Origin of the sequence: Blautia sp. HCP3S3_D9, assembly GCF_052063845.1 — a bacterium.
Classification (GTDB): Bacteria; Bacillota; Clostridia; order Lachnospirales; family Lachnospiraceae; genus Blautia_A.
In genome coordinates this window covers 1-23297 of sequence record NZ_JBQHWS010000056.1, presented here as the reverse complement: position 1 = coordinate 23297, position 23297 = coordinate 1, and the positions used below count along the sequence as shown (strand labels likewise).

At 42.5% G+C, this 23297-nt stretch carries 20 protein-coding genes and 1 pseudogene; 1 reads left to right on the top strand and 20 read right to left on the bottom strand.

Annotation, left to right across the window (positions count from 1 at the left end):
• Positions 1–6: 6 nt before the first annotated feature.
• The 20 genes from ACTNES_RS11835 to ACTNES_RS11740 form a co-directional block, all read right to left on the bottom strand.
• A complete protein-coding gene (locus ACTNES_RS11835; RefSeq protein WP_291817641.1) occupies positions 7–327 on the bottom strand; it encodes a PBECR2 nuclease fold domain-containing protein in 321 nt (106 codons plus the stop codon).
• Positions 328–343: 16 nt separating this feature from the next.
• On the bottom strand, positions 344–646 hold the full coding sequence (locus ACTNES_RS11830; protein WP_291817622.1) for a hypothetical protein: 303 nt from the start codon (positions 644–646) through the stop codon (positions 344–346).
• Positions 647–1195, bottom strand: a complete 549-nt coding sequence (locus tag ACTNES_RS11825) for a hypothetical protein (protein WP_291807256.1) — start codon at positions 1193–1195, stop codon at positions 647–649.
• Positions 1192–2001, bottom strand: coding sequence for a GTP pyrophosphokinase (locus ACTNES_RS11820; RefSeq protein WP_291807253.1), 810 nt, complete (start codon positions 1999–2001; stop codon positions 1192–1194). The genes ACTNES_RS11825 and ACTNES_RS11820 overlap by 4 nt, the downstream gene beginning before the upstream one ends.
• A gap of 282 nt (positions 2002–2283) precedes the next feature.
• Positions 2284–3510, bottom strand: coding sequence for a D-alanyl-D-alanine carboxypeptidase family protein (locus ACTNES_RS11815; RefSeq protein ID WP_291807250.1), 1227 nt, complete (start codon positions 3508–3510; stop codon positions 2284–2286).
• The gene (locus ACTNES_RS11810; RefSeq protein WP_291807246.1) at positions 3507–4667 is read right to left on the bottom strand and encodes an FtsW/RodA/SpoVE family cell cycle protein; all 1161 of its coding nucleotides are present in this window, start codon (positions 4665–4667) and stop codon (positions 3507–3509) included. Before ACTNES_RS11810 ends, ACTNES_RS11815 begins: the two co-directional genes overlap by 4 nt.
• Positions 4668–4670: 3 nt before the next feature.
• Positions 4671–4913: a cell division topological specificity factor MinE gene (minE, locus tag ACTNES_RS11805; RefSeq protein WP_291807243.1), complete on the bottom strand. Its 243-nt coding sequence runs from the start codon at positions 4911–4913 to the stop codon at positions 4671–4673.
• 72 nt (positions 4914–4985) lie between these two features.
• Complete coding sequence (gene minD / locus ACTNES_RS11800; protein WP_291807240.1) at positions 4986–5774, bottom strand: septum site-determining protein MinD; 789 nt, start codon at positions 5772–5774, stop codon at positions 4986–4988.
• 60 nt (positions 5775–5834) lie between these two features.
• Positions 5835–8729 carry a penicillin-binding transpeptidase domain-containing protein gene (locus ACTNES_RS11795; RefSeq protein ID WP_291807237.1) on the bottom strand — a complete coding sequence of 965 codons (2895 nt, stop codon included), beginning with the start codon at positions 8727–8729 and terminating at the stop codon, positions 5835–5837.
• Positions 8714–9244 carry a rod shape-determining protein MreD gene (mreD, locus tag ACTNES_RS11790; RefSeq protein WP_291807234.1) on the bottom strand — a complete coding sequence of 177 codons (531 nt, stop codon included), beginning with the start codon at positions 9242–9244 and terminating at the stop codon, positions 8714–8716. Before mreD ends, ACTNES_RS11795 begins: the two co-directional genes overlap by 16 nt.
• A complete protein-coding gene (gene mreC, locus ACTNES_RS11785; RefSeq protein ID WP_291807231.1) occupies positions 9234–10151 on the bottom strand; it encodes a rod shape-determining protein MreC in 918 nt (305 codons plus the stop codon). Before mreC ends, mreD begins: the two co-directional genes overlap by 11 nt.
• Positions 10152–10168: 17 nt before the next feature.
• Entirely contained in the window at positions 10169–11182 is a 1014-nt protein-coding gene (locus ACTNES_RS11780) for a rod shape-determining protein (RefSeq protein ID WP_441039359.1), read from the bottom strand.
• A 57-nt stretch (positions 11183–11239) separates the two neighbouring features.
• Positions 11240–11959, bottom strand: a complete 720-nt coding sequence (radC, locus tag ACTNES_RS11775) for a RadC family protein (protein WP_291807225.1) — start codon at positions 11957–11959, stop codon at positions 11240–11242.
• Between the two features lie 306 nt (positions 11960–12265).
• The gene (locus ACTNES_RS11770; RefSeq protein ID WP_291817628.1) at positions 12266–13855 is read right to left on the bottom strand and encodes an NAD(P)/FAD-dependent oxidoreductase; all 1590 of its coding nucleotides are present in this window, start codon (positions 13853–13855) and stop codon (positions 12266–12268) included.
• A complete protein-coding gene (locus ACTNES_RS11765; protein WP_441039356.1) occupies positions 13852–15042 on the bottom strand; it encodes an NAD(P)/FAD-dependent oxidoreductase in 1191 nt (396 codons plus the stop codon). The genes ACTNES_RS11770 and ACTNES_RS11765 overlap by 4 nt, the downstream gene beginning before the upstream one ends.
• 24 nt (positions 15043–15066) lie before the next feature.
• Positions 15067–16344 carry a methionine gamma-lyase family protein gene (locus ACTNES_RS11760; protein ID WP_291807218.1) on the bottom strand — a complete coding sequence of 426 codons (1278 nt, stop codon included), beginning with the start codon at positions 16342–16344 and terminating at the stop codon, positions 15067–15069.
• A 247-nt stretch (positions 16345–16591) separates the two neighbouring features.
• Entirely contained in the window at positions 16592–17536 is a 945-nt protein-coding gene (gene miaA / locus ACTNES_RS11755) for a tRNA (adenosine(37)-N6)-dimethylallyltransferase MiaA (RefSeq protein WP_291807216.1), read from the bottom strand.
• Positions 17537–17545: 9 nt separating this feature from the next.
• Positions 17546–19783 (bottom strand): DNA mismatch repair endonuclease MutL, encoded by a 2238-nt coding sequence (mutL, locus tag ACTNES_RS11750; protein ID WP_441039354.1) that lies wholly within the window; start codon positions 19781–19783, stop codon positions 17546–17548.
• Positions 19784–19789: 6 nt separating this feature from the next.
• Entirely contained in the window at positions 19790–22420 is a 2631-nt protein-coding gene (mutS, locus tag ACTNES_RS11745) for a DNA mismatch repair protein MutS (protein WP_441039352.1), read from the bottom strand.
• 215 nt (positions 22421–22635) lie between these two features.
• Complete coding sequence (locus ACTNES_RS11740) at positions 22636–22944, bottom strand: hypothetical protein (RefSeq protein WP_441039364.1); 309 nt, start codon at positions 22942–22944, stop codon at positions 22636–22638.
• On the opposite strand from ACTNES_RS11740, the pseudogene ACTNES_RS11735 reads away from it, so the two are divergent.
• Positions 22843–23094, top strand: a pseudogene (locus tag ACTNES_RS11735) (IS110 family transposase); the annotation flags it as partial. The gene ACTNES_RS11740 and the pseudogene ACTNES_RS11735 overlap by 102 nt on opposite strands.
• Positions 23095–23297: the final 203 nt, after the last annotated feature.

The window sequence follows — 23297 nt, the reverse complement described above, 5'->3', positions numbered from 1 at the left end:
AGAATACTATTTATTTTCCCTATTGTCAAGATTATTTTTTATGTTTTCAGTGCTAATTTTTTCGCTCTCAGCAGTAATTTTCTTAATTCTACCGCTGTGTAAACGTCTTATTATTTTTGACTCTTGTACTTCATGCATCGTTGCTACATACAAATAGTCGCCATCTTTGTCTAGTTTTATTCCAATCATAACATTATCTTTATAACGCTTGATTAACTCAAAAGAGCTATTTTTCTTTTCGTTTGGATTAACTCCTGCATAATCTGGATTTTCAATAATATCTGGTATGTAATCAATATATTTTAAGCAATTTTGATATTTGCGTATTTTACTGGATTTTTTGTTACAGTGAAAATGTAATATTGCGAATCATATTCCGGTTAATAAGCTGAGTGCCCTTCTTCGGTGTTTCTACTTTTACCCACTGGCTGTCTGCATCCATAAGTTTTCCCTTAATAGCTCCTACTTCATTAAATAAACTTACAACACATTCTTTTCCTATATACTGATCTAACATTGAACCACTCATATCTTCATATTCCTTTCCATTATCCTTAATTAATACTATATGATTAACTTCCTGCAATGCATTCATCATAGTTATCATATTCCGATTGTTAATTGCAATCATAGACGCTACATCCATTCATATCCCCCTTTTCCGCATAAAGTAATAAAACAGTTCCAGATATTCTTTCTCTACCTCTTCAAACGGACGTACCTTATAATCTATGGAAATATGCACCTCCGGCTTTTTCTCTGACTGGGGTTCGTTGAGGAGGTAGGTCAGGTCGAACCAGAGCATATCATCATCGATTTCTTTTAGCTGATTTTCTTCCTCCTGTGTCAGTGTACTTCCCAAATATTTCTCATAGATTAGCTTTAACAGAGTTTCTTCCTGTTCTTTGTATCCGATGAGGGTCTTTTTAAATGGTCTGGGTACATCGGATAAGTAACATTCACTGGCATCGTGGAGAAGACAGGCGAATGCGATGCAATCAGAATAGCCTCTTGCCATGGCTTCTCTGGCGCAGTTGATGCAGTGCTGGCCCACGGAGAAGAATGTCTGTACCTGTCCATTGCCGCGGCAGATCAGGGAAAGGGCGTGTGCAATATCCTCGATGCAGATCAGTTCCGGATCTGGATGTACCGGGTCGATGTGTCTACCTGTGTAAGTGGTGATACAGTCACTCATAACGGTCTCCTCCTGTTTTCTCGTGTGATCGGCAGACCCAGTGGGAGAAAAATTCCCTCTTCATCTTCTTCCTCAGGGGAATTCTGGATGATCACATTTCGGATATTCTGCATTCGTTCGTCCAGTGCAGCGCTCTGTCTGGCACAGTCAGAGAGCTCATCTTGGAGGAACTTTACCTGATCCGGGGAAATATTTTTCTTATATCTCATTTTATGTTCGAGACTTGCCCAGAAGTCCATGGCTATGGTACGAAGCTGTACCTCTACAGTTACCAGCTTTTTGGTATTCTGCAGAAAGATTGGAACCTGTACGATCAGATGGAGGCTTCTATATCCGCTTGGTTTCGGATTCTGAATATAATCTTTCTTCTCAATCAGGGTGATATCATCCTGTTTCAAAAAGCTTTCAGCAATCTCGTAAATATCATCCGGAAAAGAACAGATGACACGAACACCTGCAATGTCTGTAATATTTTTCTCTATGGAGTCCAGAGTCAGAGGAATGTCTTTCTTACGGATTTTTCTTAGCAGACTGTCATAAGATTTTACTCTGGTCTTAATGCTCTCGATTGGATTCTTATCATACTGGAGTGAATATTCCTGATTCAGGACCTTAAACTTTGTCTCAATCTCCATGAGCGCACATTTATAGTAAGACATCAGCAGATCCATCGGCTTCTTATTCTTTTCAAGCATTTCGAGAAATTCGTCAGAAAGCAAACTGTTTCGTACAAATTCATCCCGTTTTCTCTCAATCAGATTTCGTCCCTGTTCTCTTAAATCTTTTAATTCTTCTATGTTTCTCATATTTTTATCATCCTTACTAATATATATTTTCCAGACACATATATCAATCTGCCTGACTTTTTTCATAATATACCTGCTAAAATGACAGATTCTATAATTATTTTACCATAGAACTGATCATTATGGACGAATAAACCTATTAAAAATTCATAAAATATCAGAAGTTTCCAAGCATAGCTCATTACTTCTCGCGATTGATACAGGACACTTACGTGATTCAGTAAAAAACCGGATGCAGAAAAATCCACATCCGGTATCTTATCTATATTGAAATATCAATTTTTAACTGTTAATATTCTGAAGCAGAGAATTCATCTCTTCATACAGAAGTTCCTTAGTAGAAGCACCCATCACAATCGACACAAATGGTTTTCCATATGCATTCTGTGTAAGGATTGCCAGACAGTTGCCTGCAGATGCAGTTGTTCCTGTCTTTCCGCCAAGGATTGTAACATCCTTAGGTGCTGCTGCCTCTCCTGTAAGGTAATGGTCTGTCGCAGTAAGAGTTGTACTGTGTTCTGTTCCGTCTGCCCCATTATAGGTTACTGTGTAAGATGGCATTTCCGTGATCTCAGTAAATTCAGGATAAGTAAATGCCTCATTCAGCATCAGATAAATGTCATACGGAGTTGTATAGTGGTTCTCGTCCTGCAGACCATGAGGATTTGTAAAGTGTGTACCTGTACATCCAAGCTGCGCCGCATAACTGTTCATCATCTGTACAAAGTTCTCCGTACTTCCACCTACATATTCAGCGATTGCTGAAGCAGCATCATTTCCTGAATATACCAGCAGGCAATGGAGAAGCTGATCCAGTGTAACCTGATCACCTGCCACAAATCCACAAACCTGTGATCCCTCTTCCAGAGTAACATTATCCTGCGTGATCGTCACAACATCATCCAGTTTTCCACTCCTTAATGCAAGCATTGCTGTCATAATCTTCGTGATACTTGCCGGATATACCTTATCATAAATTCCATTTGCATACAGAACTTTATGATTGCTTAAACTGAATAAGAGACCTTTCTGTCCATCTTCTAATGCAGCATTCTTGATACGGTCAACATTTCCTTTGGAAGAAACACATAGCTTTTGTGCAAAAGACTGTGTTCTCATATTTTCTTTTGATGCAAGTGAATTTGTAAATACTTCCGAAGAATCAAACGCTTTCTCCGGAACGCCAAAGTAATTTCCCCTTAGAACATTCCATCCATAAAATGCACCACCACAGACCAGCAACAGTACAAATAAACCAACCAAAGTTCCAAAGACACGTTTTAACCGTTGTCTTTTTTTCTGATATTTCGCACGTTGTAAAGCTTTATGTTCTTCTGTCTGTCTGGATGGCATCTGTGATTTTGGAAGTTTTACTGTATGGACTGGTCTGGCACTTTTTGCCAGAGCAGTTCTGCTTTCTTCCATATTTTTGTAAGGAACAGCAGATTTATAAGGGGTAGCAGATTTTCTCCCGGACGATCTGCCGGAAGACTCCTTTCCTGTTCTCATAAGTAATCCTCTCTTCTGTCAATCTCTTTCTGTACGATTTCTTTGTTATATGTGCTGCTCTGCAGTCCTACATTGATCACAAGTCCCATACCAATATACAGACTTACAAGTGATGTAAGACCATAACTTACAAATGGAAGCGGTGTTCCTGTATTCGGTGCAAGCCCTGTTGCAACACAGATATTAATAAAACTCTGCAATGCAACCAGACCGGCCATTCCACAACATAAGATCTTACCTGATAAATCTTTGGCACGAAGACTCATACGAATACATTCAAATGAAATCGCCAGAAGCAGCAGTACGATCACTACGCATCCTATGAAACCATATTCCTCACCTGCAACAGCGAAAATAAAGTCCGTCTGGTTTTCTGATACAAAGTTACCATCATTTACAGATGTTGTACTTTCATCACCGCTCAGTTTCTTTCCAACCAACTCACCTGATGCGATAGCTGTTTTCGAGTTATTCTGCTGTTCAATATCATCTGAATATTCTTCATTCTCAGGATACAGAAAAGACATAATACGATCTCTCTGGTAATCTTTGATCAGTTTCTGATCCGGCTGCACAACAATTGACAAAAAGATGATAAGCAGCGGAACTGCAATAAGCAGCGCACCGCCAATGATCTTATAGCTTAGTCCTGCAATATAGATCATGACACAGAAAATGATAATCACCGTAATTGTATTCTTCAGGTCAGGCTGATTCAGGATCAGAACTAAAGGCACTGCCAGTAGAACTGCTGATAAAGCCAGTGTTTTTAACGTGTTCAGTGTCTCTTCATGGTCCATAAAAAACTTTGCAAAGAAAACGATCAATATAATCTTTGACAGCTCTGTAGGCTGAAATCGGAAAGATCCGATACCGATCCATCTGGCAGCACCATTGGCACTGTCACCTGCGATACGTACAACAAGCAGCATAACAATATTAAAACCATACATGATCCACTGGAAATTCATGATCCATGAATAATCCATCAGTGAAAGGATCAACATGATGATCAGTCCAAGTACCACACCGGCGAACTGTTTTGATTTCAGGTCTGAAGCTGCAGTACCTACTAACGTAACTCCAATCAGACTGATAGCAAGCAGGAACACGATCAGTCTGAAATTATAAAATCTTAATTTGTATTGCTTTAACATAATTTATCTGTCCTTTTTATTCAGAACAGGGATATACGCATGGAGCACTGCCGGTTCCTGCGAAATCTGAATCTTTACCTGTTCTTCATCAATGGTAAGGTATTTTTTTACGGTATGTATCATATCATTCCGCAACATTTTCATCATCTGTGGAGAGCAGTCGATGCGCTCTGAGATCAGCAGGAGTTTCATTCGTTCTCTTGCATATCCGGCAGAACGCTTCTTTTCCTTAAAAAACGCTTTCACACAGATTCCCTCCTTACATAACAAACTACATAAACTGATTCAGCAGACAAAAAGTATGGAACCATTTCCCCATTACTTTTTAAAAATGCTGCTTAATTTACGGAAGAACCCCTGTTTTCTGTTGATATCCACAAATGGGATATCCTCTCCGAGGATACGTTTACAAATATTCATATATTCTTCCTCTGCCTGAGAAGCTTTCCCGGACAACGGTTCTCCCTGATTGGTTGCGATCACAATCTGCTCATCATCCAAAATTGTTCCGATCAGATCAACGGCAAGAATTTCTGTCACATCATCTACAGACATCATATCCCCCCGTGCGATCATATCCGGACGCAGACGGTTGATGATCAGACGGATATCGCGGATCTCATTTGCTTCCAGAAGTCCGATGATCCGGTCTGCATCTCTGATTGCGGATACCTCAGGAGTAGTCACAACCAGAGCTTTATCAGCACCTGCAATGGCATTCTTAAATCCCTGTTCAATCCCCGCCGGGCAGTCCAGAAGAATATAGTCAAACTGTTCTCTCAGATCATCCGTAAGTTTGATCATCTGTTCCGGAGAAACTGCTGATTTATCTTTAGTCTGTGCAGATGGCAGCAGACATAATTCCGGATGACGCTTGTCCTTGATCAGTGCCTGCCTCAGGCGGCAGCTTCCATTGATCACATCCACCAGATTATAAACAATTCTGTTCTCCAGTCCCAGGACAACATCCAGGTTTCTTAGTCCTATATCTGTATCTACCACAACGACTTTCTTGCCAAGCATAGCCAAGCCTGTCCCGATATTGGCGACAGTGGTGGTTTTTCCCACTCCGCCTTTTCCGGAAGTAATTACAATCACTTCACTCATAGTTACATTCCTCCTGAAAAATTTTCCACACTCCTGGTATTCTCCTGCAAACAGTAATTTTTAGTCATTAGAAGTATCACTGGTATCACTTGCTGCAACTCCTGTAAGAATAGACTTTTCATCTGCCAGTTCAAAGATATATTTAAAAATATCATCAGCTGCCAGACACGCATTACCTGAACTGTAACCATTTTCAATACGTACTGCGATCGCATACTGTGGAGAAGAAGCAGGCGCATATCCGATAAACATACCATGGTTCGGATGATAAACATTTACCTCACCTGTACCGGTTTTACCTGCTACATCTACCCCTAATCCGTTAAACTGATTATGAGTCTGTACTACCCGGTACATTCCATCATGAATATCGTCCCATACATTCTGTGACACATCAACCGTATTGATAATGTTTGGTTCATACTCCTTGAGCACCTCGCCTTTGGAATTTGTCTGTCTGTCAAGTAATGTCAGATCATAAACATTTCCGCTGGTCGCAATAGCTGTTGCATAGCGTGCAAGCTGGCTGGTTGTATAAGCATTTGTACCCTGTCCGATATAAGACGGAACTGCATAAGAATTGGAAACCTGAGGGGAAGATTCCGTAATCTCAATTCCTGTTTTCTTATCGAGTCCAATCTCAGAAGCATATTTCTGCAGCACACTCAGACTGCGGTTCTCAGAGAAGTTTCCATCTGCATCCTGTCCAAGTTTAAAACCTACCATATTAAAATAAACGTTACAGGACTGTTCAATGGCTTCCCTTATTTCAATATCTCCATGTCCCTGCTTATTCCAGCAGTTGATCGGCGGAGTCACAAGATCAAATGAACCCGTACAGTTAATATAAGTACCATCATCGATCACACCCTCAGCCATACCCGCAATCGTAGAAAGGATCTTAAATGTAGAACCAGGTGCCGCTGTCTGCTGAGTTGCCTTATTATAAAACGGGCTGGACTGATCCAGAGATAATTTTGCATAATATGCTGTATCCATATCATTTACCAGACGATTGTTATCGTATCCCGGATAAGAAACACATGCCAGAACATCTCCTGTATTTACGTCAGTGATAACTGCCGACGCTGAGCACGGTTCCAGTGCCAGCTGAGCAGGTTCAATTTCCAGTGTATAAATCTTATTCACCATAAAATCGTATGCTGTCATTGAGCCAGAAGCCAGTGCTTCATAAGTGTCATCATCTTTTGATAAAACACCCTGATCGTACAGCACCAGACAGAGATCCCTTCCTGAAATGGTATCTTCCTGAAGCATATATTTATACAGAATCTTTGAAAAACTGTTATCCGTCTTCAGATAATCGATCAGATAATTGGTAAGTGCTTCATATACTTCATTGGAATCCAGATAATCACCCTCTGTAGAAAACCGGGAAATATCAATCCAGTTCTGGCCTGCTGCATAGGTCAGATAATCTTTCAGGCTGATATCTTTATCTGTTGTCCACTTCTGATAAATGCTGTCAGACGTATCAATCGCATTTTTCGAAATAATTCCAAGTGTATCTCTCAGAAGATCATCACAGATATAAGTCAGATATTCCTGGATCTGTTCATCTTCATCTTTTACAGCAGGAGGATTCTCCCCTGTAAGTCTGTTAGTTATTGTATCAAAAACCTGTTGCTGCTTTTGTTGAAATTTGGCATATAAATTTTTTTCTGTATCAGAAGCACCCTCTTCACTGAATTTACTGATATCAATGACACTGTTCGACACCAGCGCATTATATACGTCATAAATAGGTATCTTAATCTGCGCAGCATCATTCACACTATAATCATATGTTTTTGTTGCTTCTATTTTGGATAAAAGAATACCGGCAACTCTCTGCTTAAGTATCTGATAAATTGCAGACTGCCAGCTGCTGTCTATAGTCAGATAAGTATCATTACCTGCAACCGGTTCTATTCTTGTGTCACTGTCGATCTTAAGCACTTTGCCAAGATTATCAACAGTAACAGTCTCTTCACCGTCAGTTCCCTGCAGAGAAGTTTCCATGTATTTCTCAATACCTGTTTTTCCGACAATCGCATCATTGGAATAGTCCGGATTCTTTTTTCTCAGCTCTTCCAGTTCTTCTGCAGAAGCCTGTCCTGTATATCCAAGGATCGGTCCCATACTCGGGTCATCAATATATTTACGGACAGAGTCCTCTACAATATCAATTCCCTGAAGTTCTGCCTGATTTTCCTGAAGTGCAGCTACCGATTTCTCGCTTACATTTGTCGCGATCGTAACGGCCATATATTTCTTAAAACTGTTTGTACTCAATGCATAACGGATTTTGGCAAGATCAAGAATATCCTGTTTGGACAAACTCTCCGGCAGACCGTGAGATTCCAGTTCTTCTTTCGTATAAGCATTATCTCCGTAGAGAACGATAGAAAATCCCTTACTTCCACTCATATATTCGATCATCTCATCAGCAGTAGCATTCTTCTGCTTTGTTGTCAGATTATCGATCATTGCTTCGCCGTAAATATCTGCCTTGAAACGATTCAGAGTAAATCCTTCATCTACATCAAATGCATAATTCCCATTGTCATCTACAACAATATGAAAGCGGACATTTATCGAATCCCCATTTGACTGGAGGATCTTAAGTACCCGGTAAGCAACCCCGTTTAGTGTAAGATTCTTCTCTCTTGTGGAATCATAGGTTCCGTTATCTTCCAGTGTTACAGAATAAGCCAGCACATTCGTTGCCAGCTCTTCCCCGTTTCTGTCATAAATATTACCACGCGTGCTTTTGATCACACGTTTCTTCGTTGTTCTTGATTCGAATTTACTGATATAATCCTGCCCCTGAATGATCTGCAGTTCAAATAACTGTCTCACCAGTGTTGCAGACATAAATACAAAAACAAGTACCAGCACTGTGGTACGCTTGATCCGTATCTTCTTAAAAAATCTCTTTATTTTAGTACCCAAATAGACTCACTTTCTTTCCTTGATGGATTATTCATGAAATGATAGTTGATATAATGAAATACACGATAAACGATCAGTATAAGGATCACTGTGTAAAAAATCTCAGGCAAAATGATCCTGTACAGATAAGTTCCCAGACCTAAACGGCCTCGCAGCAGAAACTGCAATGCATAAACAGAAAGTCCATACAGCAGGTCTCCGATACCGGCCAGCATTACCGGAACCTTGAGGTCATCGTCATAGCAGATCCTGTGTGCATATCCGCTTAAAAATCCGATATACATATAAATCAGTGCATAAAATCCAAATACAGATCCGTAAAACATATCTACCAGAAATCCACAGAAAAATCCTGTCCACATTCCACTCTTTCTGCCCCGCATCAGTCCCATGGATACACACAGGATCAAAATAAGATTCGGTGTAATAGAACCGATAGAGATCACATGCATAACTGTACACTGAAGCAGAAAGCTTATCACGATCATCAGAAATAATGTTATCTTACTCTTCATCCGCAGTCTCCTCCTGAGATGCAGCTGCCTGTGCACCCTCATCAACGATGTCCTGCTTATTTACAGTAATTACAAGCACATCTTTAAGATGCTGGAAATCCACAGGTGTAACGATTGTTCCTGTTTTTGTCAGGTTGTTGCTGTCTTGCTGAACCTCACTGACATATCCGATAAAAATCCCCTCCACATATTTCTCACTGATGTTGGAGGTTACAATACGTTCTCCGACTGTTACTTTATTATCCTGATCATAAAGCTGACTGAAACTTAATTTTCCCTCATCGATCAGCTCAAGGTCACCCTCTACCACACAGTTATCCTGTGTGCTGACTGTCATTGCACTGACATTGCTGCTGTCATCAATAATAGAACGAACTGTTGCCCAGTGAGTTCCAACCTCTGTAACAATGCCAACCAGACCCTTGTCAGCAATTACATTATTATCCACGCGGATCCCATCTGCGGAACCACGGTTGATCATAAAGGTATCATACCAGTTTCCAGGATCCTTGGAAATGATCTCTGCTGCGATCTTTGGATACTCTGTATACTGCTGATCCAGATTATACATCTGCTGTAATCTTACATATTCTGTCTGATCCTGGATCAGTTTATTGTTCTGTTCTGTAAGACTGTCCACCTGTGCTTTCAGATTCTCATTTTCGCTGAGGATATCCTCTTTGTCACGCATACGCTCCTGCATTCCCGTAAGAACTGAACTGATCTTATTAATGCTGTTCTGAAACGGGACAATGATTATCCCTGCCGTATCCTGCAGCGGGGCTGTTGTGATCCCGGAGGCAAATGTGGCAGCAATACAGCTGACGCAGAAGATCGTCATAATGACTAAAAGGTGTTTGCTTTTTAATTTAATCTTAAAACGTACTTTCTTTTTCAGGTTTTTCATTGATGCACCCCTAAAAATTATAGTTTTCTCTGCGTAACCGGTACTGCCCACTTACGCAGATCTTTATCTCTGATGATTTTTTCAAGGCCTGTAACTGCCGATGTTTCATAAAGATCCGACAGGTTAAAGGTAAATCCAGTATAACTGGCAAGGTATTGATCTATATACGGCAGTCTGGTACTGCCTCCGGTTATGTAGATGCCCTGCTTTGCAATATGATAGGAAATCTGCGGAGGGATTCGTTCCAGAAAAGTTTTCATCTCTGCAGCAATCTCGTTCAGGCAGTTCATGATCCCATCGTTTACTACATAAGAAGAAATGACCTCTTCTCTTGGAAGTCCTGAAATACAGTCTATCCCGACTACCTTTCGCACACCTTTTTTCTGATCGCTGAGACGTCCCATTACCACCTTGAGTCTCTTGGCAGTTCTTGTTCCTATCTGGAGATTGTACCGCTTGCGGATCTCACTGCAGATGGACTCATTCATTTGTCTGCCACCTAATGGTATCTTCTTGCTGATAATGATCTTTCCTCCAGTGATGATCGATACTTCTGTGCTCTGAGCACCGATATTCACGATCATGTTTCCCTCTGGATCCTCCAGGTTCACGCCCATGGCAAGTGCATCTGCAATGGGTGCCTCTACCATGAATACACGGTTTTTCTTTAACCAGTGGCCGTTTGCCACATGAAAATACGCCCGTTTCTCAACAGCAGTCATATCCAGCGGAACTGTAAAGTACATCACTGCCCCAATCCCGAGGATATGGTCAATCTTGCGTATCATGCTGTAAAGAACAATTTCCTGAAGTTCCAGGTTCGCGATCATACCAAATATCATAGGTGTTGTAACTGTAATATCTGTTGGTGATTTCTCAAACATTTCGTACGCTTCATTTCCCATGGCAATGATCTTGCGTCCTTTGGATGCGATCATATTCTTCTCTATATAAGTTTTGTTCCTAAAAAAAGAATAGACCTTTACGGAACTGCTCCCCAAATCTATTCCATATGTTTTTTCAAACAGCATATATCTGCCCCTTTATCATAACTGTTCACAGGATGTCCTGCCTGCAGGCAATAGCCCTTATCCTGTACATGTATCCCACAACCCCTCTTCTCTGAAGCTACAGTATCTCTGATCCCCGATCACGATATGGTCAAGAAGATGGATGCCCAGTAATTCCCCTGCCTGATAAATCCTTGTTGTGATCTGCATATCATCCGGGCTTGGTGTGGGATCACCGCTTGGATGATTGTGTATCAGGATCAGGCTGACTGCATGACGGCGTAATGCTTCCATATAGATTTCTCTGGGTGTCACCATAGAACCTGTGGCCGTTCCTCTTGTGAGGACTTTATCTCCCAGGAAATGTCCTTTTACATCGGACATCATGCAGATCACAAGCTCCTGTTCTTCATGGCGGAGCTCTTCCATATAATAAGCAGCTATGGAAGCCGGATTGTTCATGACCAGCTGCGGTCTGGCAGCAGTTCTTGCAATCCGCTTGGAAAGTTCTCCAATACATTTGAGCTGGACTGCCTTTACCTGGCCAATGCCGTGTATCTTCATCAAATCCTGTACAGATACATGCATCAGACCCATAAGACCTGAATAGGAATATACTTCCATAAACTTCAGAATCTCCTGTGCAAGTGCCAGTGAATTCTTTCCCTGAGTACCACTGCGCAGGATCACTGACAGCAATTCACTGTCACTTAATGCTTCTGCTCCCTGAGCGAAACATTTCTCATAAGGCCGCTGTTCTTCCGGTAACTGCTTCATAATATTAGTTGTATGATTCATATGTCTGCCTGCTGCTCTCTAAAGCTTTCGGGCAAATTGCAAATTATATTCTAGCATAAAAGAGGAGAGATGTACACTCTCCTCCAGAATTTTTATGTGAAGTTTATGTGTGTTGCTGTGTACATACTGCCATCCCGCCAAATGTTTCTGTAATCTTCGATTACAAAAATATCAGAACATATAGCACGGATTGTCACTGTTCACTCTGCGCTCAGTAATATACTATATAATACAGCAAATATAAATATCCCTGTAAAAGTACAAGGAGTATCATTTACTTCGCATGCCTAATTCATATGAAATATTTTACTTTACAACGGCATATTTCCTGCATACAGTCTCGGCAACTTTAATTCCATCCATAGCTGCACTGGTGATTCCGCCTGCGTATCCTGCTCCCTCACCGCATGGGTAGATTCCCTCAATGTTTGCCACCAGTTCCTGGTCGCGCACGATTCTTACAGGTGAGGAGGTACGGCTTTCGATACCGCTGAGCAGTGCATCCTCTCTGTCAAATCCTCTGATTCGTTTTCCAAAAGATTTCACGCCTTCTTCAATGGAATCACCTACTGGTTTCGGCAGAATAAAACGGACATTTGTCAGTGTATATTCGCCTTTCATACATGGTGTTACTTCACCAAATGCCTCACTTGCCTGATTCTGGCAGAAATCGCCGAATAACTGCACCGGGATCTTTCCGTTTCCAAGTTCCCATGCTTTCTTTTCCAGATCACGCTGGAACGCTACGCCGCTGAGTGGTCCCTCACCCGGAAAATCCTCTGGTGTGACAGTTACGATCATAGCGCTGTTTGCATTTCTGGAATCACGGGCCTGATAGCTCATTCCATTAACTGCCAGACGCCCAGGTTCTGAAGATGCATTTACCACGTATCCTCCCGGACACATACAGAATGAATAAACACCTCTGCCGTTTTCACATTTGTGTGTTACTTTATAGCTGGCAGCGCCAAGTAATTCATTCTCTGGCTCTCCGTAAAGATCCATGTTAATCATTTCCTGCGGATGTTCGATACGAAGTCCTACAGCAAATGACTTCGGCTCCATGTAAACGCCGCGTTTCTGGAGCATTTCAAAAGTATCTCTTGCACTGTGTCCAAGCGCAAGTACGCATACCTCTGCCGGAATTCTTTCACTATTGTTGATCTCAACTTCTTTTAACGCATCATTCTCGAAGATAAGATCTGTCACTTTGGAGCGGAAGCAGAATTTTCCACCCATATCTTCGATCTCATGGCGCATTCTCTCAACAATGCCTACCAGGACATCCGTTCCAAGATGAGGTTTCTGCTGATAAACGATTTCCTCCGGAGCTCCTGCAGCAACAAAACGCTTCAGTACCTCATGGTTACGTCCGTAAGGATCCTTGACCAGAGTATTCAGCTTTCCATCGGAAAAAGTACCTGCTCCTCCCTCACCGAACTGCACATTGGATTCCGGATCCAGGACTCCGTTCTTCCAGAAATTCTCTACGGTTTTCTGGCGCTTATCTGCTTCTTCACCTCTCTCAAGAATTACCGGGCAGTATCCTGCTTTTGCGAGATACCATCCGCAGAAAAGTCCTGCCGGGCCGCTTCCGACGATCACCGGTGGATGAACCAGCGGGGTCTCGCCTGGCTGTGGGAACTGGTATATTTTTTCTTTAGTTAACGTAATATTGTTATTGTTAACTTTTTTGACAATTTTCTGTTCATCTTTGATTTTTACATCTACTGTGTATACAAAAATCTTGTCATTTTTATGTCTGCAGTCCAGGGACTGCTTCTTTATTTCATAAGTGAAGCTGCTTCCGGGATTTTTTAAAGTCTTTGCAATCTTTTTCTCAAGCTGTGCATGTGTATGTGTGATCGGAAGCTTAAGCTGTGAAATTCGAATCATGTTCTGTCCTCCTTTGCAGCATGGATGCCTGCTGCTGCACCGCTGCTCCATGCCCACTGCAGATTGTATCCGCCGCATGTACCGTCAATATCGAGAAGTTCCCCTGCGAAATACAGATTTCTGCAAAGTTTCGATTCCATCGTATGTGTATTTACCTGACTGGTATCCACACCTCCAGAACACACCTGTGCCTGAGAAAAGGACATTCCGTCCTGCACTTCCAGCGGAAATTCTTTTATTGCAGACAGCAGATGTTTCTGGGAAGTGAGAACCTTACTCAGTTTCTCAGGGAAAAGACCGACAAGAAGTTCTTTTTCGTTCTTATACGGACATGCTTTCTTTCTTGCATGTAATAATTCACGGGTTTCTTCTTCCGTTAATTCTGGCAGGAAATCCACACGAAGTTCGGCTTTTTTCCCCTCATGTACTGCGCGGATCGCATAGGTACTGATCTGAAATACAGGAATTCCGGATATGCCGCACTCTGTAAGCTGCAGTTCACCCCGCTCAGATTTGTGGAATTTCCCATTTATAAATAAGGAAACCTTTCCCTCTGTACGCACACCTGCCCATGTTTTAAAAGCAGGACCTTTGCATTTCAATGCGGTAAGTGCCGGGTAGACTGGAATAATACGGTGTCCCATTTTTTTTGCCAGTTCATAACCACTGCCGTCTGAACCGGAAATGGAAGATGCCTTGGAACCATTGGCAAGTATGAGCGCATCTGCTTCGTAGTGCCATCCCTTAGTCAATACCTGAAATTTTTTGCCATTCTTTGCAGTTTCTATAGCAGTGACCTGTTCATTTGTCTTTATTTTTACACCCAGATGGGAAGCTTCCATGCACAACACATCCACAACGCTCTGTGCCTGATTGCTTCGCGGATAGAGATATCCGTTTCTGTCCAGTGGAAAGATTCCAAGCTCTTTGAAGAACTCCACCGTATCTTTGACGGAAAACTGCGCAAATGCATCTTTTACAAATTCCGGATGTGTACCTCTGTATGCATCTTCCGGCATCACAAGATTGGAAAAATTACATTTCCCGTTTCCTGTTGCGCAGATTTTCTTTCCCGGTTTCTCATTTTGTTCCAGAACAGTGACTGCTGCCCCGTTCCTGGCTGCTATGATCGCTGCCATCATTCCTGAAGCACCGGCACCTGTGATCACTACCTGCCTTTTCTTCATAATCCACCCTCAACTCAATCATTGTTATTTTAAAGTCACAAGACCCTTATCTACCATTTTCTGCAGGGACATCAGTACGCCAAGTTTTGCGTGTTCCCAGGTAAGTCCGCCCTGGAAGTATACTGCATATGGCGGTTTCATCGGGCCGTCTGCGGAAAGCTCGATGGAAGAGCCCTGTACAAATGCTCCTGCTGCCATGATTACCTGGCTGTCATATCCCGGCATGTCCCATGGTTCCGGATCCACATAGCTGTCAACCGGTGCTGCTGCCTGGATTCCTTTACAGAATGCAATCAGTCCCTCCGGTGTACCAAGGCTTACTGCCTGAATGATATCCTGACGGTCTTCAGTCGAATTCGGGATTACAGGGAAGCCTAATTTCTCATAAATATTTGCTGCAAATACGGCACCTTTTAGCGCTCCTTTGGTAACCATCGGTGCAAGGAAAAATCCCTGGAAGAATGAACGGTTTACTCCGAGAGTGGCACCTACTTCACTGCCAAGTCCAGGACAGGTCATTCTGTAGGAAGCGTTCTCTACGCATTCTTTTGTTCCTGCGATATATCCGCCGATCGGTGCCAGTCCGCCGCCCGGGTTCTTGATCAGAGAACCGACAACCATGTCTGCACCTACGTCACTAGGTTCGATCGTGTCTACGAATTCACCGTAGCAGTTGTCTACCATGCAGATCACATCTGGTTTGATGCTTTTAACAAAAGCGATCAGTTCGCCAATCTGCTTTACAGAGAATGACGGACGGGTCTGGTATCCTTTGGAACGCTGGATTTCTACGAGACGAGTTTTCTCATTGATTGCTTTGCGGATGCTGTCATAGTCAAAAGTTCCATCTTCCAGAAGTTCTACCTGACGGTAAGTTACGCCATATTCTGCGAGAGAGCCCTTGGATGGACGGATACCGATGACTTCTTCCAGAGTATCATATGGTTTTCCGGCCGGTGCCAGAAGTTCATCACCTGGACGAAGGTTTCCGAATAAGGCGATTGCCAGTGCGTGAGTTCCGCATGTGATCTGCGGACGTACCAGACATGCTTCTGTGTGGAAAGTATCTGCATAGACTTTCTCAAGGGTTTCACGGCCAATGTCATCATAGCCGTAACCGGATGAGCTGCCGAAGCACTCTGCACTTACTTTGTTCTTTTGCATGGCAAGAAGTACTTTCATCTGATTGTATTCTGCGGTTTTGTCAAATTTCTCAAATCTTTCTTTTAAGGATTCCTCAATTTTATGACCGAAGTCATATACCTCTGAGGAGATTCCGAGCTGTGCGTACATTTCTTTCATAATTGTTTATTCCTCGTTTATTTTATTGATTTTTTATTCTATCATTCTCTATTATTAAATTCTCTTTATGAATTTCCAGGCTGTTTTGTGCTATTTATTCTTGCACTATCTATAATGTAAATATCTAATTTTAGTAATAACTCTCTGATTTACTCAAGTTGTAAATCAGCTATTAGATATGAATATCTGTAGATTCCATTTGTACCTGATTTCAAAAAATCCTGGTCATAGATTATCAGCCCATTTCTTAGAGAATTCTCTTATTCTTACAGATCTCCAGCATTTTCTCAAGGATCAGCTCTTCGTTATAATCAAACTCATCTTTATTCATCCAGATGGTATCTTTCTCCCTGCGGAACCAGGTGAGCTGACGTTTGGCAAAATGTCTGGTATCTCTTTTCAGGATTCTTACGGCTTCTTCCAGCGGATATTCGCCGTCCAGATACGCAAGGATCTCTTTATATCCAAGTCCCTGCATGGAAACCATTCCCCTGTGGTATCCCATATCTTTTAATTTCTGTACTTCCTCAAGAAGTCCTTCATCCAGCATTTCATCGATGCGGTCATCAATGCGTTTGTAGAGAAGTTCTCTCGGAACATTCAGGACAAAATATGCCAGATTGTACGGGGTTTCGTGTTCTTTCTGCTCCTGATTGTGTGCTGAGATCGGAGAATGATTTTGATGGTAAAATTCCAGCGCACGGATCACACGTTTTACATTGTTTGCGTGGATTTCTTTGGCGCTGACCGGGTCTACCTCCTGCAGCATCTGATGGAGATGTTCATTTCCCTGTTCTGCCGCAAGCTGCTCCAGTTCCTGACGGTAGCCGTCTTCCTGTTCTGCCTGAGTGAAATCAATATCCTTCGTGATCGCCTGTATATAGAATCCGGTTCCACCTACCAGGATTGGGATTTTTCCTTTGGCATAGATTTCCTCCATGGCTGCTTTTGCCATCTGCTGGAATTTTACGATATGAAATTCTTCCTCCGGCAGCAGTTTATCTACCAGATAGTGCTTCACTCCCTGCATTTCTTCCGGACGGATCTTGGCTGAACCAATGTCCATATATTTGTAGACCTGCATGGAATCTGCGGAAATGATCTCTCCGTTTACTGCTTTTGCAAGTGCTATGGAGAGATGAGTTTTACCTGCTGCTGTTGGTCCGGTGAGGACGATCAGTGGCTTCTTCATAATATCTCCTTATACAATACGTTTGAATTTCTTTTCCAGTTCTGTTTTTGTCATGGAAATAATGGTTGGTCTTCCGTGAGGACAGTGATATGGATTGTCCAATGTTAAGAGTTCATCGATCAGCATATTTGCTTCCTGCGTGGACATTTGGTGATTGCCTTTTACTGCTGCCTTACACGCCATAGTCGCAAGTCTGGAGGCAAAGATGCCAAGCGGGTCTTTGTCTTTCTCAGAAGCAAGATTGTCCAGCATTTCCAGGAACAATTCTTCTTCGTCTAATCCGTAGAGGTTAGTAGGTACTGCGTTGATACAGTATTCTTTGCCGCCGAACGGTTCAATCTCGAAACCGAAATCTTCGAAGTATTTACGATTTGTTTCGAGGAGAGCTTCTTCCTGAAGATTCAGAGATACAATCAGCGGCGGGCTGAGATACTGGGATTCGATAGTCTGTTCACGGAAGCGTTTTACGAAACGTTCGTAATAGACTTTCTCGTGAGCCGCGTGCTGATCGATAATGAAAAATCTATCTTCGAACTGCACAAGCCAGTAGGTATCGAAAATCTGTCCGATTAGCTGGTGACGGCTGCGGGATTCCGGAGCAAGGAGTTTTTCCTCGAACAGTTCAAGCTGCTGTGGTTTAAACTGACTGACGGTTTCTGCTACATTTGCCGCGTTGCCAGATACTCCTTCGATGTCTCCATTTCCACTTTTTTCTGTTATTCCCGTGGATATCCCAGCTATTTCAGACACCTTACTCTGATTCGACTCTGATGCATATTTATTATTTTCTGCAGATGTGACATTTTCCTGTTCTGCCGCATTCTGCATCGGATTTATCTGATAACTTTCCTCTACAGATGGATTTATATTCTGATCATTGGATGTTTTCTCCTGCTGACTATTATACTGTACTGCTTCTACATCTGTGTTTTTTTCAGATGCCCCGGATGCTGCATCTTTTCTGTCACTTAATGTTCCCTCAAAAAGCTGTTCCTCTGCTTTTGTAAACGGATCTTTTGTCTGATAGATTCTCTGCTCACGGACTGCCTGTTCTGCCATAGTGATCGTTCCGCGCGGAAGTGGAGTATAAGAAGACGTATCAGAAACACGATTAACCGTATTCGCTACCTGAGTGCGATATTCCGGCATTCCGGCACGGCGTTTCATTTCAAATGGTTCCGGTACATCTCCTGGTTTCACTGCTACTGATGATCTTTTTGCGTTTTCTTCTTTTCCAAAAGGAACATTCTGGATCATTTCCCGTGTCGTAAGTGCCTTGCGGACGGTCTCATAAACCGCATCATAGACTTCGGTTCCCCTTGCAAATCGGACTTCCATCTTGCTTGGATGTACATTCACGTCCAGATCATTTCCCTCCATCTGAATATGAAGAGAAACAAACGGAAATTTGTGCTGCATGAGGAATCCTTTATAAGCATCCTCACTTCCCTTGGCAATAATTCGGTTCTTTACAAATCGTCCGTTAATATAATAGTTCTCAAAGGTACGATTACCTCTGGAGATTTCCGGCTTTCCGACAAAGCCCTCGATCTTCATGAAATCATTTTCATAAGATACCTCAAGAAGTGCCTTGGTGATATCTCTTCCATATATATTATAGATCACATCTTTCACACTGTAATTACCGGATGTGTGAAGCTTCACCTGTTTGTTCTGAATATATTTAAAGGAAATCTCCGGGTGGGACAGTGCCAGCTGCTCCATCAGCGTGCTGACATAGTTTCCCTCGGTTGTATCTGATTTCAGGAATTTACTTCTCGCAGGTGTATTATAAAAAAGATTTCTTACCAGAAATGTCGTTCCTTCCGGTGCTCCCATATCCTCTAAGGATTCCTCTACGCCACCATTGATCACATAACGTACACCACTCAATGCAGAGGGAGTCTTCGTGATCAGTTCCACCTGTGCAACTGCAGCAATACTGGACAATGCCTCACCTCGAAAGCCAAGAGAAGCAATGCGTTCCAGATCCTCAACTTTCTCAATTTTACTGGTGGCATGACGCAAAAATGCCAAGGGTACCTGGTCGCGTTCCATACCCCCGCCATTATCTGTAATACGTATCATCTTTTTTCCACCGTCTGTGATCTCCACTGTCACCGCAGTTGCTCCGGCATCAATGGCATTCTCCACAAGCTCCTTCACAATGGAGGACGGACGTTCCACTACCTCACCGGCAGCGATCTTATCTATGGTCTGCTGGTCTAATACTGCAATTTTTCTCAACTTTTATCACCATCTGTTCTTAATCTTGTTCTGCAGGTTATAAAGTGTATTCATTGCCTCGATAGGAGTCATATTTCCCATATCAAGACCTTTGATTTCTTCAATGATGTCGTCATCTTTTACGGTATCAAACAAGGACATCTGTGCCATGTCCATCTGGTCATATACCGGCTTTTTCTTCTTTGGTGCTGTCAAGTCTTTAACTGCTGCCGTGATATCTGCATCACTCAATTCCTCTACCAGTTCTTTGGCACGCTGGATCACGGAATCCGGGACACCTGCCAATTTGGCAACCTGGATACCATAACTCTTGTCTGCACCGCCCTGAACAATCTTACGCAGGAATACGATATCATCGCCCTTTTCCTTGACTGCGATACAGTAGTTATTCACTCCCGGGATTTTGCCTTCCAGTTCGGTAAGCTCGTGGTAATGAGTGGCAAATAAAGTTTTGGCACCGCAGAGTTTGGTGTTGCTGATATGTTCGATCACTGCCCATGCAATTGCAAGACCATCGAATGTACTGGTTCCTCGTCCGATCTCATCAAGGATCAGCAGACTCTTTGAAGTTGCATTTCTTAAAATATTGGCAACCTCTGTCATCTCTACCATAAAAGTACTCTGACCGCTTGCCAAGTCATCGGATGCACCTACACGGGTGAAAATCCTGTCTACGATTCCGATATTTGCTTTCTCAGCAGGAACGAAACTTCCAATCTGTGCCATCAGGACGATCAGTGCAGTCTGTCGCATGTAAGTGGATTTACCTGCCATGTTCGGACCTGTAATAATAGAAACCCGCTTCTTGTTATTATCCAGATATGTATCGTTTGCGATAAACATATCGTTCTCGATCATCTGCTCTACAACCGGATGGCGTCCGTTCTTGATATCGATCACACCTGTTGTATTTGTTTTCGGGCGGACGAAATGATTACGTTCTGCAACCAGCGCAAGGGAAGCAAATACATCCAGTGCAGCTACTGCTTTGGCTGTTTTCTGAATGCGCACAACCTCTTTGCCGACTGTGTCACGTACATTGCAGAATAATTCATATTCCAGAGCATACAGCTTATCCTCAGCACCGAGGATCAGGTCTTCCAGTTCTTTTAACTCCTGAGTAATATAGCGCTCTGCATTGGTAAGGGTCTGTTTACGGATATAATTGTCCGGTACTAGATCTTTAAATGTATTAGTGACTTCCAGAGCATAACCGAATACACGGTTATACTTGATCTTCATAGTTTTGATGCCTGTACGTTCACGCTCTTTTGCTTCCAGCTCGGAAAGCCATTTCTTACCGTCTGTTCTGGAACGGCGGAATTTATCTACATCTTCATTGTATCCCTCTTTGATAATACCTCCGTCTTTCTGGGCAAGTGGCGGGTCTTCTACAATGGCACGTTTGATCAGGTCGGTCACATCTTCCAGAGAATCCATATCTTCATAAATCTTCTGAAGCAGAGGGGTTTTAAGCTCTTTTAATACCTGTTTTATATAAGGAAGCATTTCCAGAGAAGATGCAAACGCGATCAGGTCTCGCGGGTTCGCTGACTTGTAACTGATACGGCTGCTCAGTCGCTCCAGGTCATAGATTGGTCCGAGGTATTCTCTGATCTCATCGCGAAGCATTCCGTTTTTATTCAGTTCTTCCAGTGCTTCGAGACGTTCTTCGATCTCATCTCTGTCGATCAGCGGCTGTTCTACATAACCGCGGAGAGTTCTGGCTCCCATGGCTGTTTTTGTCTTATCCAGTACCCAGAGGAGGGAACCTCGTTTCTGTTTTTCACGCAGAGTTTCTACAAGTTCAAGGTTTCTGCGGCTGGAACTGTCGATGAGCATATATTTCTCTGCTGCATACGGACGGATCGTTGCCATATGAGACAGGGCTGTTTTCTGTGTTTCTTTCAGATAAAGGAACAGCGCACCTGCTGCAATGATACCGCAGTCATAATCTCCGATTCCAAGTCCCTCCAGGGAACCTACATGGAAGTGTTCTTTCAGCGTACGGCGGCATAATTCATCATCGAAATACCAGGAATCCAGTGAAAAGACGCAGATTCCCAGGCGGTTCTGCAGGTCATCCGTATCTATATTTGACATATAGAAAGAATCGTTGCAGATGATCTCTGCAGGTACGAATTTATTGATCTCATCCAGAAGTTTCTGCGGTTTGTCTACTTCTGTGAGGAAGCAGTCACCTGTGGTAATATCTGCAATGGCACATCCAAAGTGTTCTTCGATAGAAACGATTGACATCAGATAGTTGTTCTTTGTCTCATCAAGGGAAGCCGCATCCAAGGTGGTTCCCGGGGTTACAATTCTTACAACTTCACGTTTTACCAGACCTTTGGCTTTCTTCGGGTCCTCTACCTGTTCGCAGATCGCTACTTTATGTCCGCGCTCAATAAGGCGGTTAATATAAGTCTCCGCAGCATGATAAGGGACACCACACATGGGTGCCCTCTCCTCTAATCCACAATCTTTTCCTGTAAGGGTAATCTCCAGTTCCTTGGTAACAAGCAATGCATCATCAAAAAACATCTCATAAAAGTCCCCAAGGCGGTAGAATAAAATGCAGTCTTTATATTGTTCCTTTGTCTTGCAGTATTCCTGCATCATCGGACTCATTGCCATTTATTTGTTTCTCCTATTCTATACAGCTTATTTGCTGGCTTTTCTCTTGTATATATTGTCATTTTGACATCATAAGATTGTAACATGAATAGGGGGAAGTTGCAAGGCGGACTGTGAGGAATTTCTTTCAATAGAAGCAGAAGTTTCCATAAATCAATTATTTTTAACCTGTTCCTTGGTTGGAATTTTATTTTATACAAATTAGTTCTAATTACTTAAACAGTTTTTAACTGCGAAAACGCTTTCAGCAATTCTTTTTCTCCATAGTCCTCAAATTGCACCTTTATCATATCTTCGGTTTCAGAAATTACCTTTCCTCTTCCATATTTAGGATGCTCAACCATCTTTTCTGCTGCCTGCTCCACTTTTCTGTCATTCTGCTCTTTTACAGGTTCTTCCAGGCATTCTTGTTTCTTTGCTTTTATCCTGAATTTATTACACGTTATAAGCGTATTAAAACACGCCGTGGTCACAAGAAAGCCATCATTGCCATCTGTCGTATGATCCTGACCGCTATCTGGCATATACTCACAGATTTAAAACCGTATACTCCTGAAGGTTTTCTTGAATCTCGTCCTGCGAAAGAAGAAAAGATTCTTACCACTTCACAGGCACTTAATCTTCTTAAGTTACGAGGATATGTCATAAAAGATGCTCCTCTTCCAACTTCCTGATTAGGTGTTGCGTTAATATTTAATTTTTAAAACCAGCTAGTTAGGTGGTTTGTTTGCTATGCTCTTCTTTTTGGGGATGCCCTCTACTTTCTTGTTTCAAACTTCCAAACATGCCGGGCGGCATGCTCTCCTTTCGTCGTTCCTGCCTTCCGGCGCAAACAATGCATGAATCCAGCCAGTTTACAGTTTATTCTTTTTCCCTT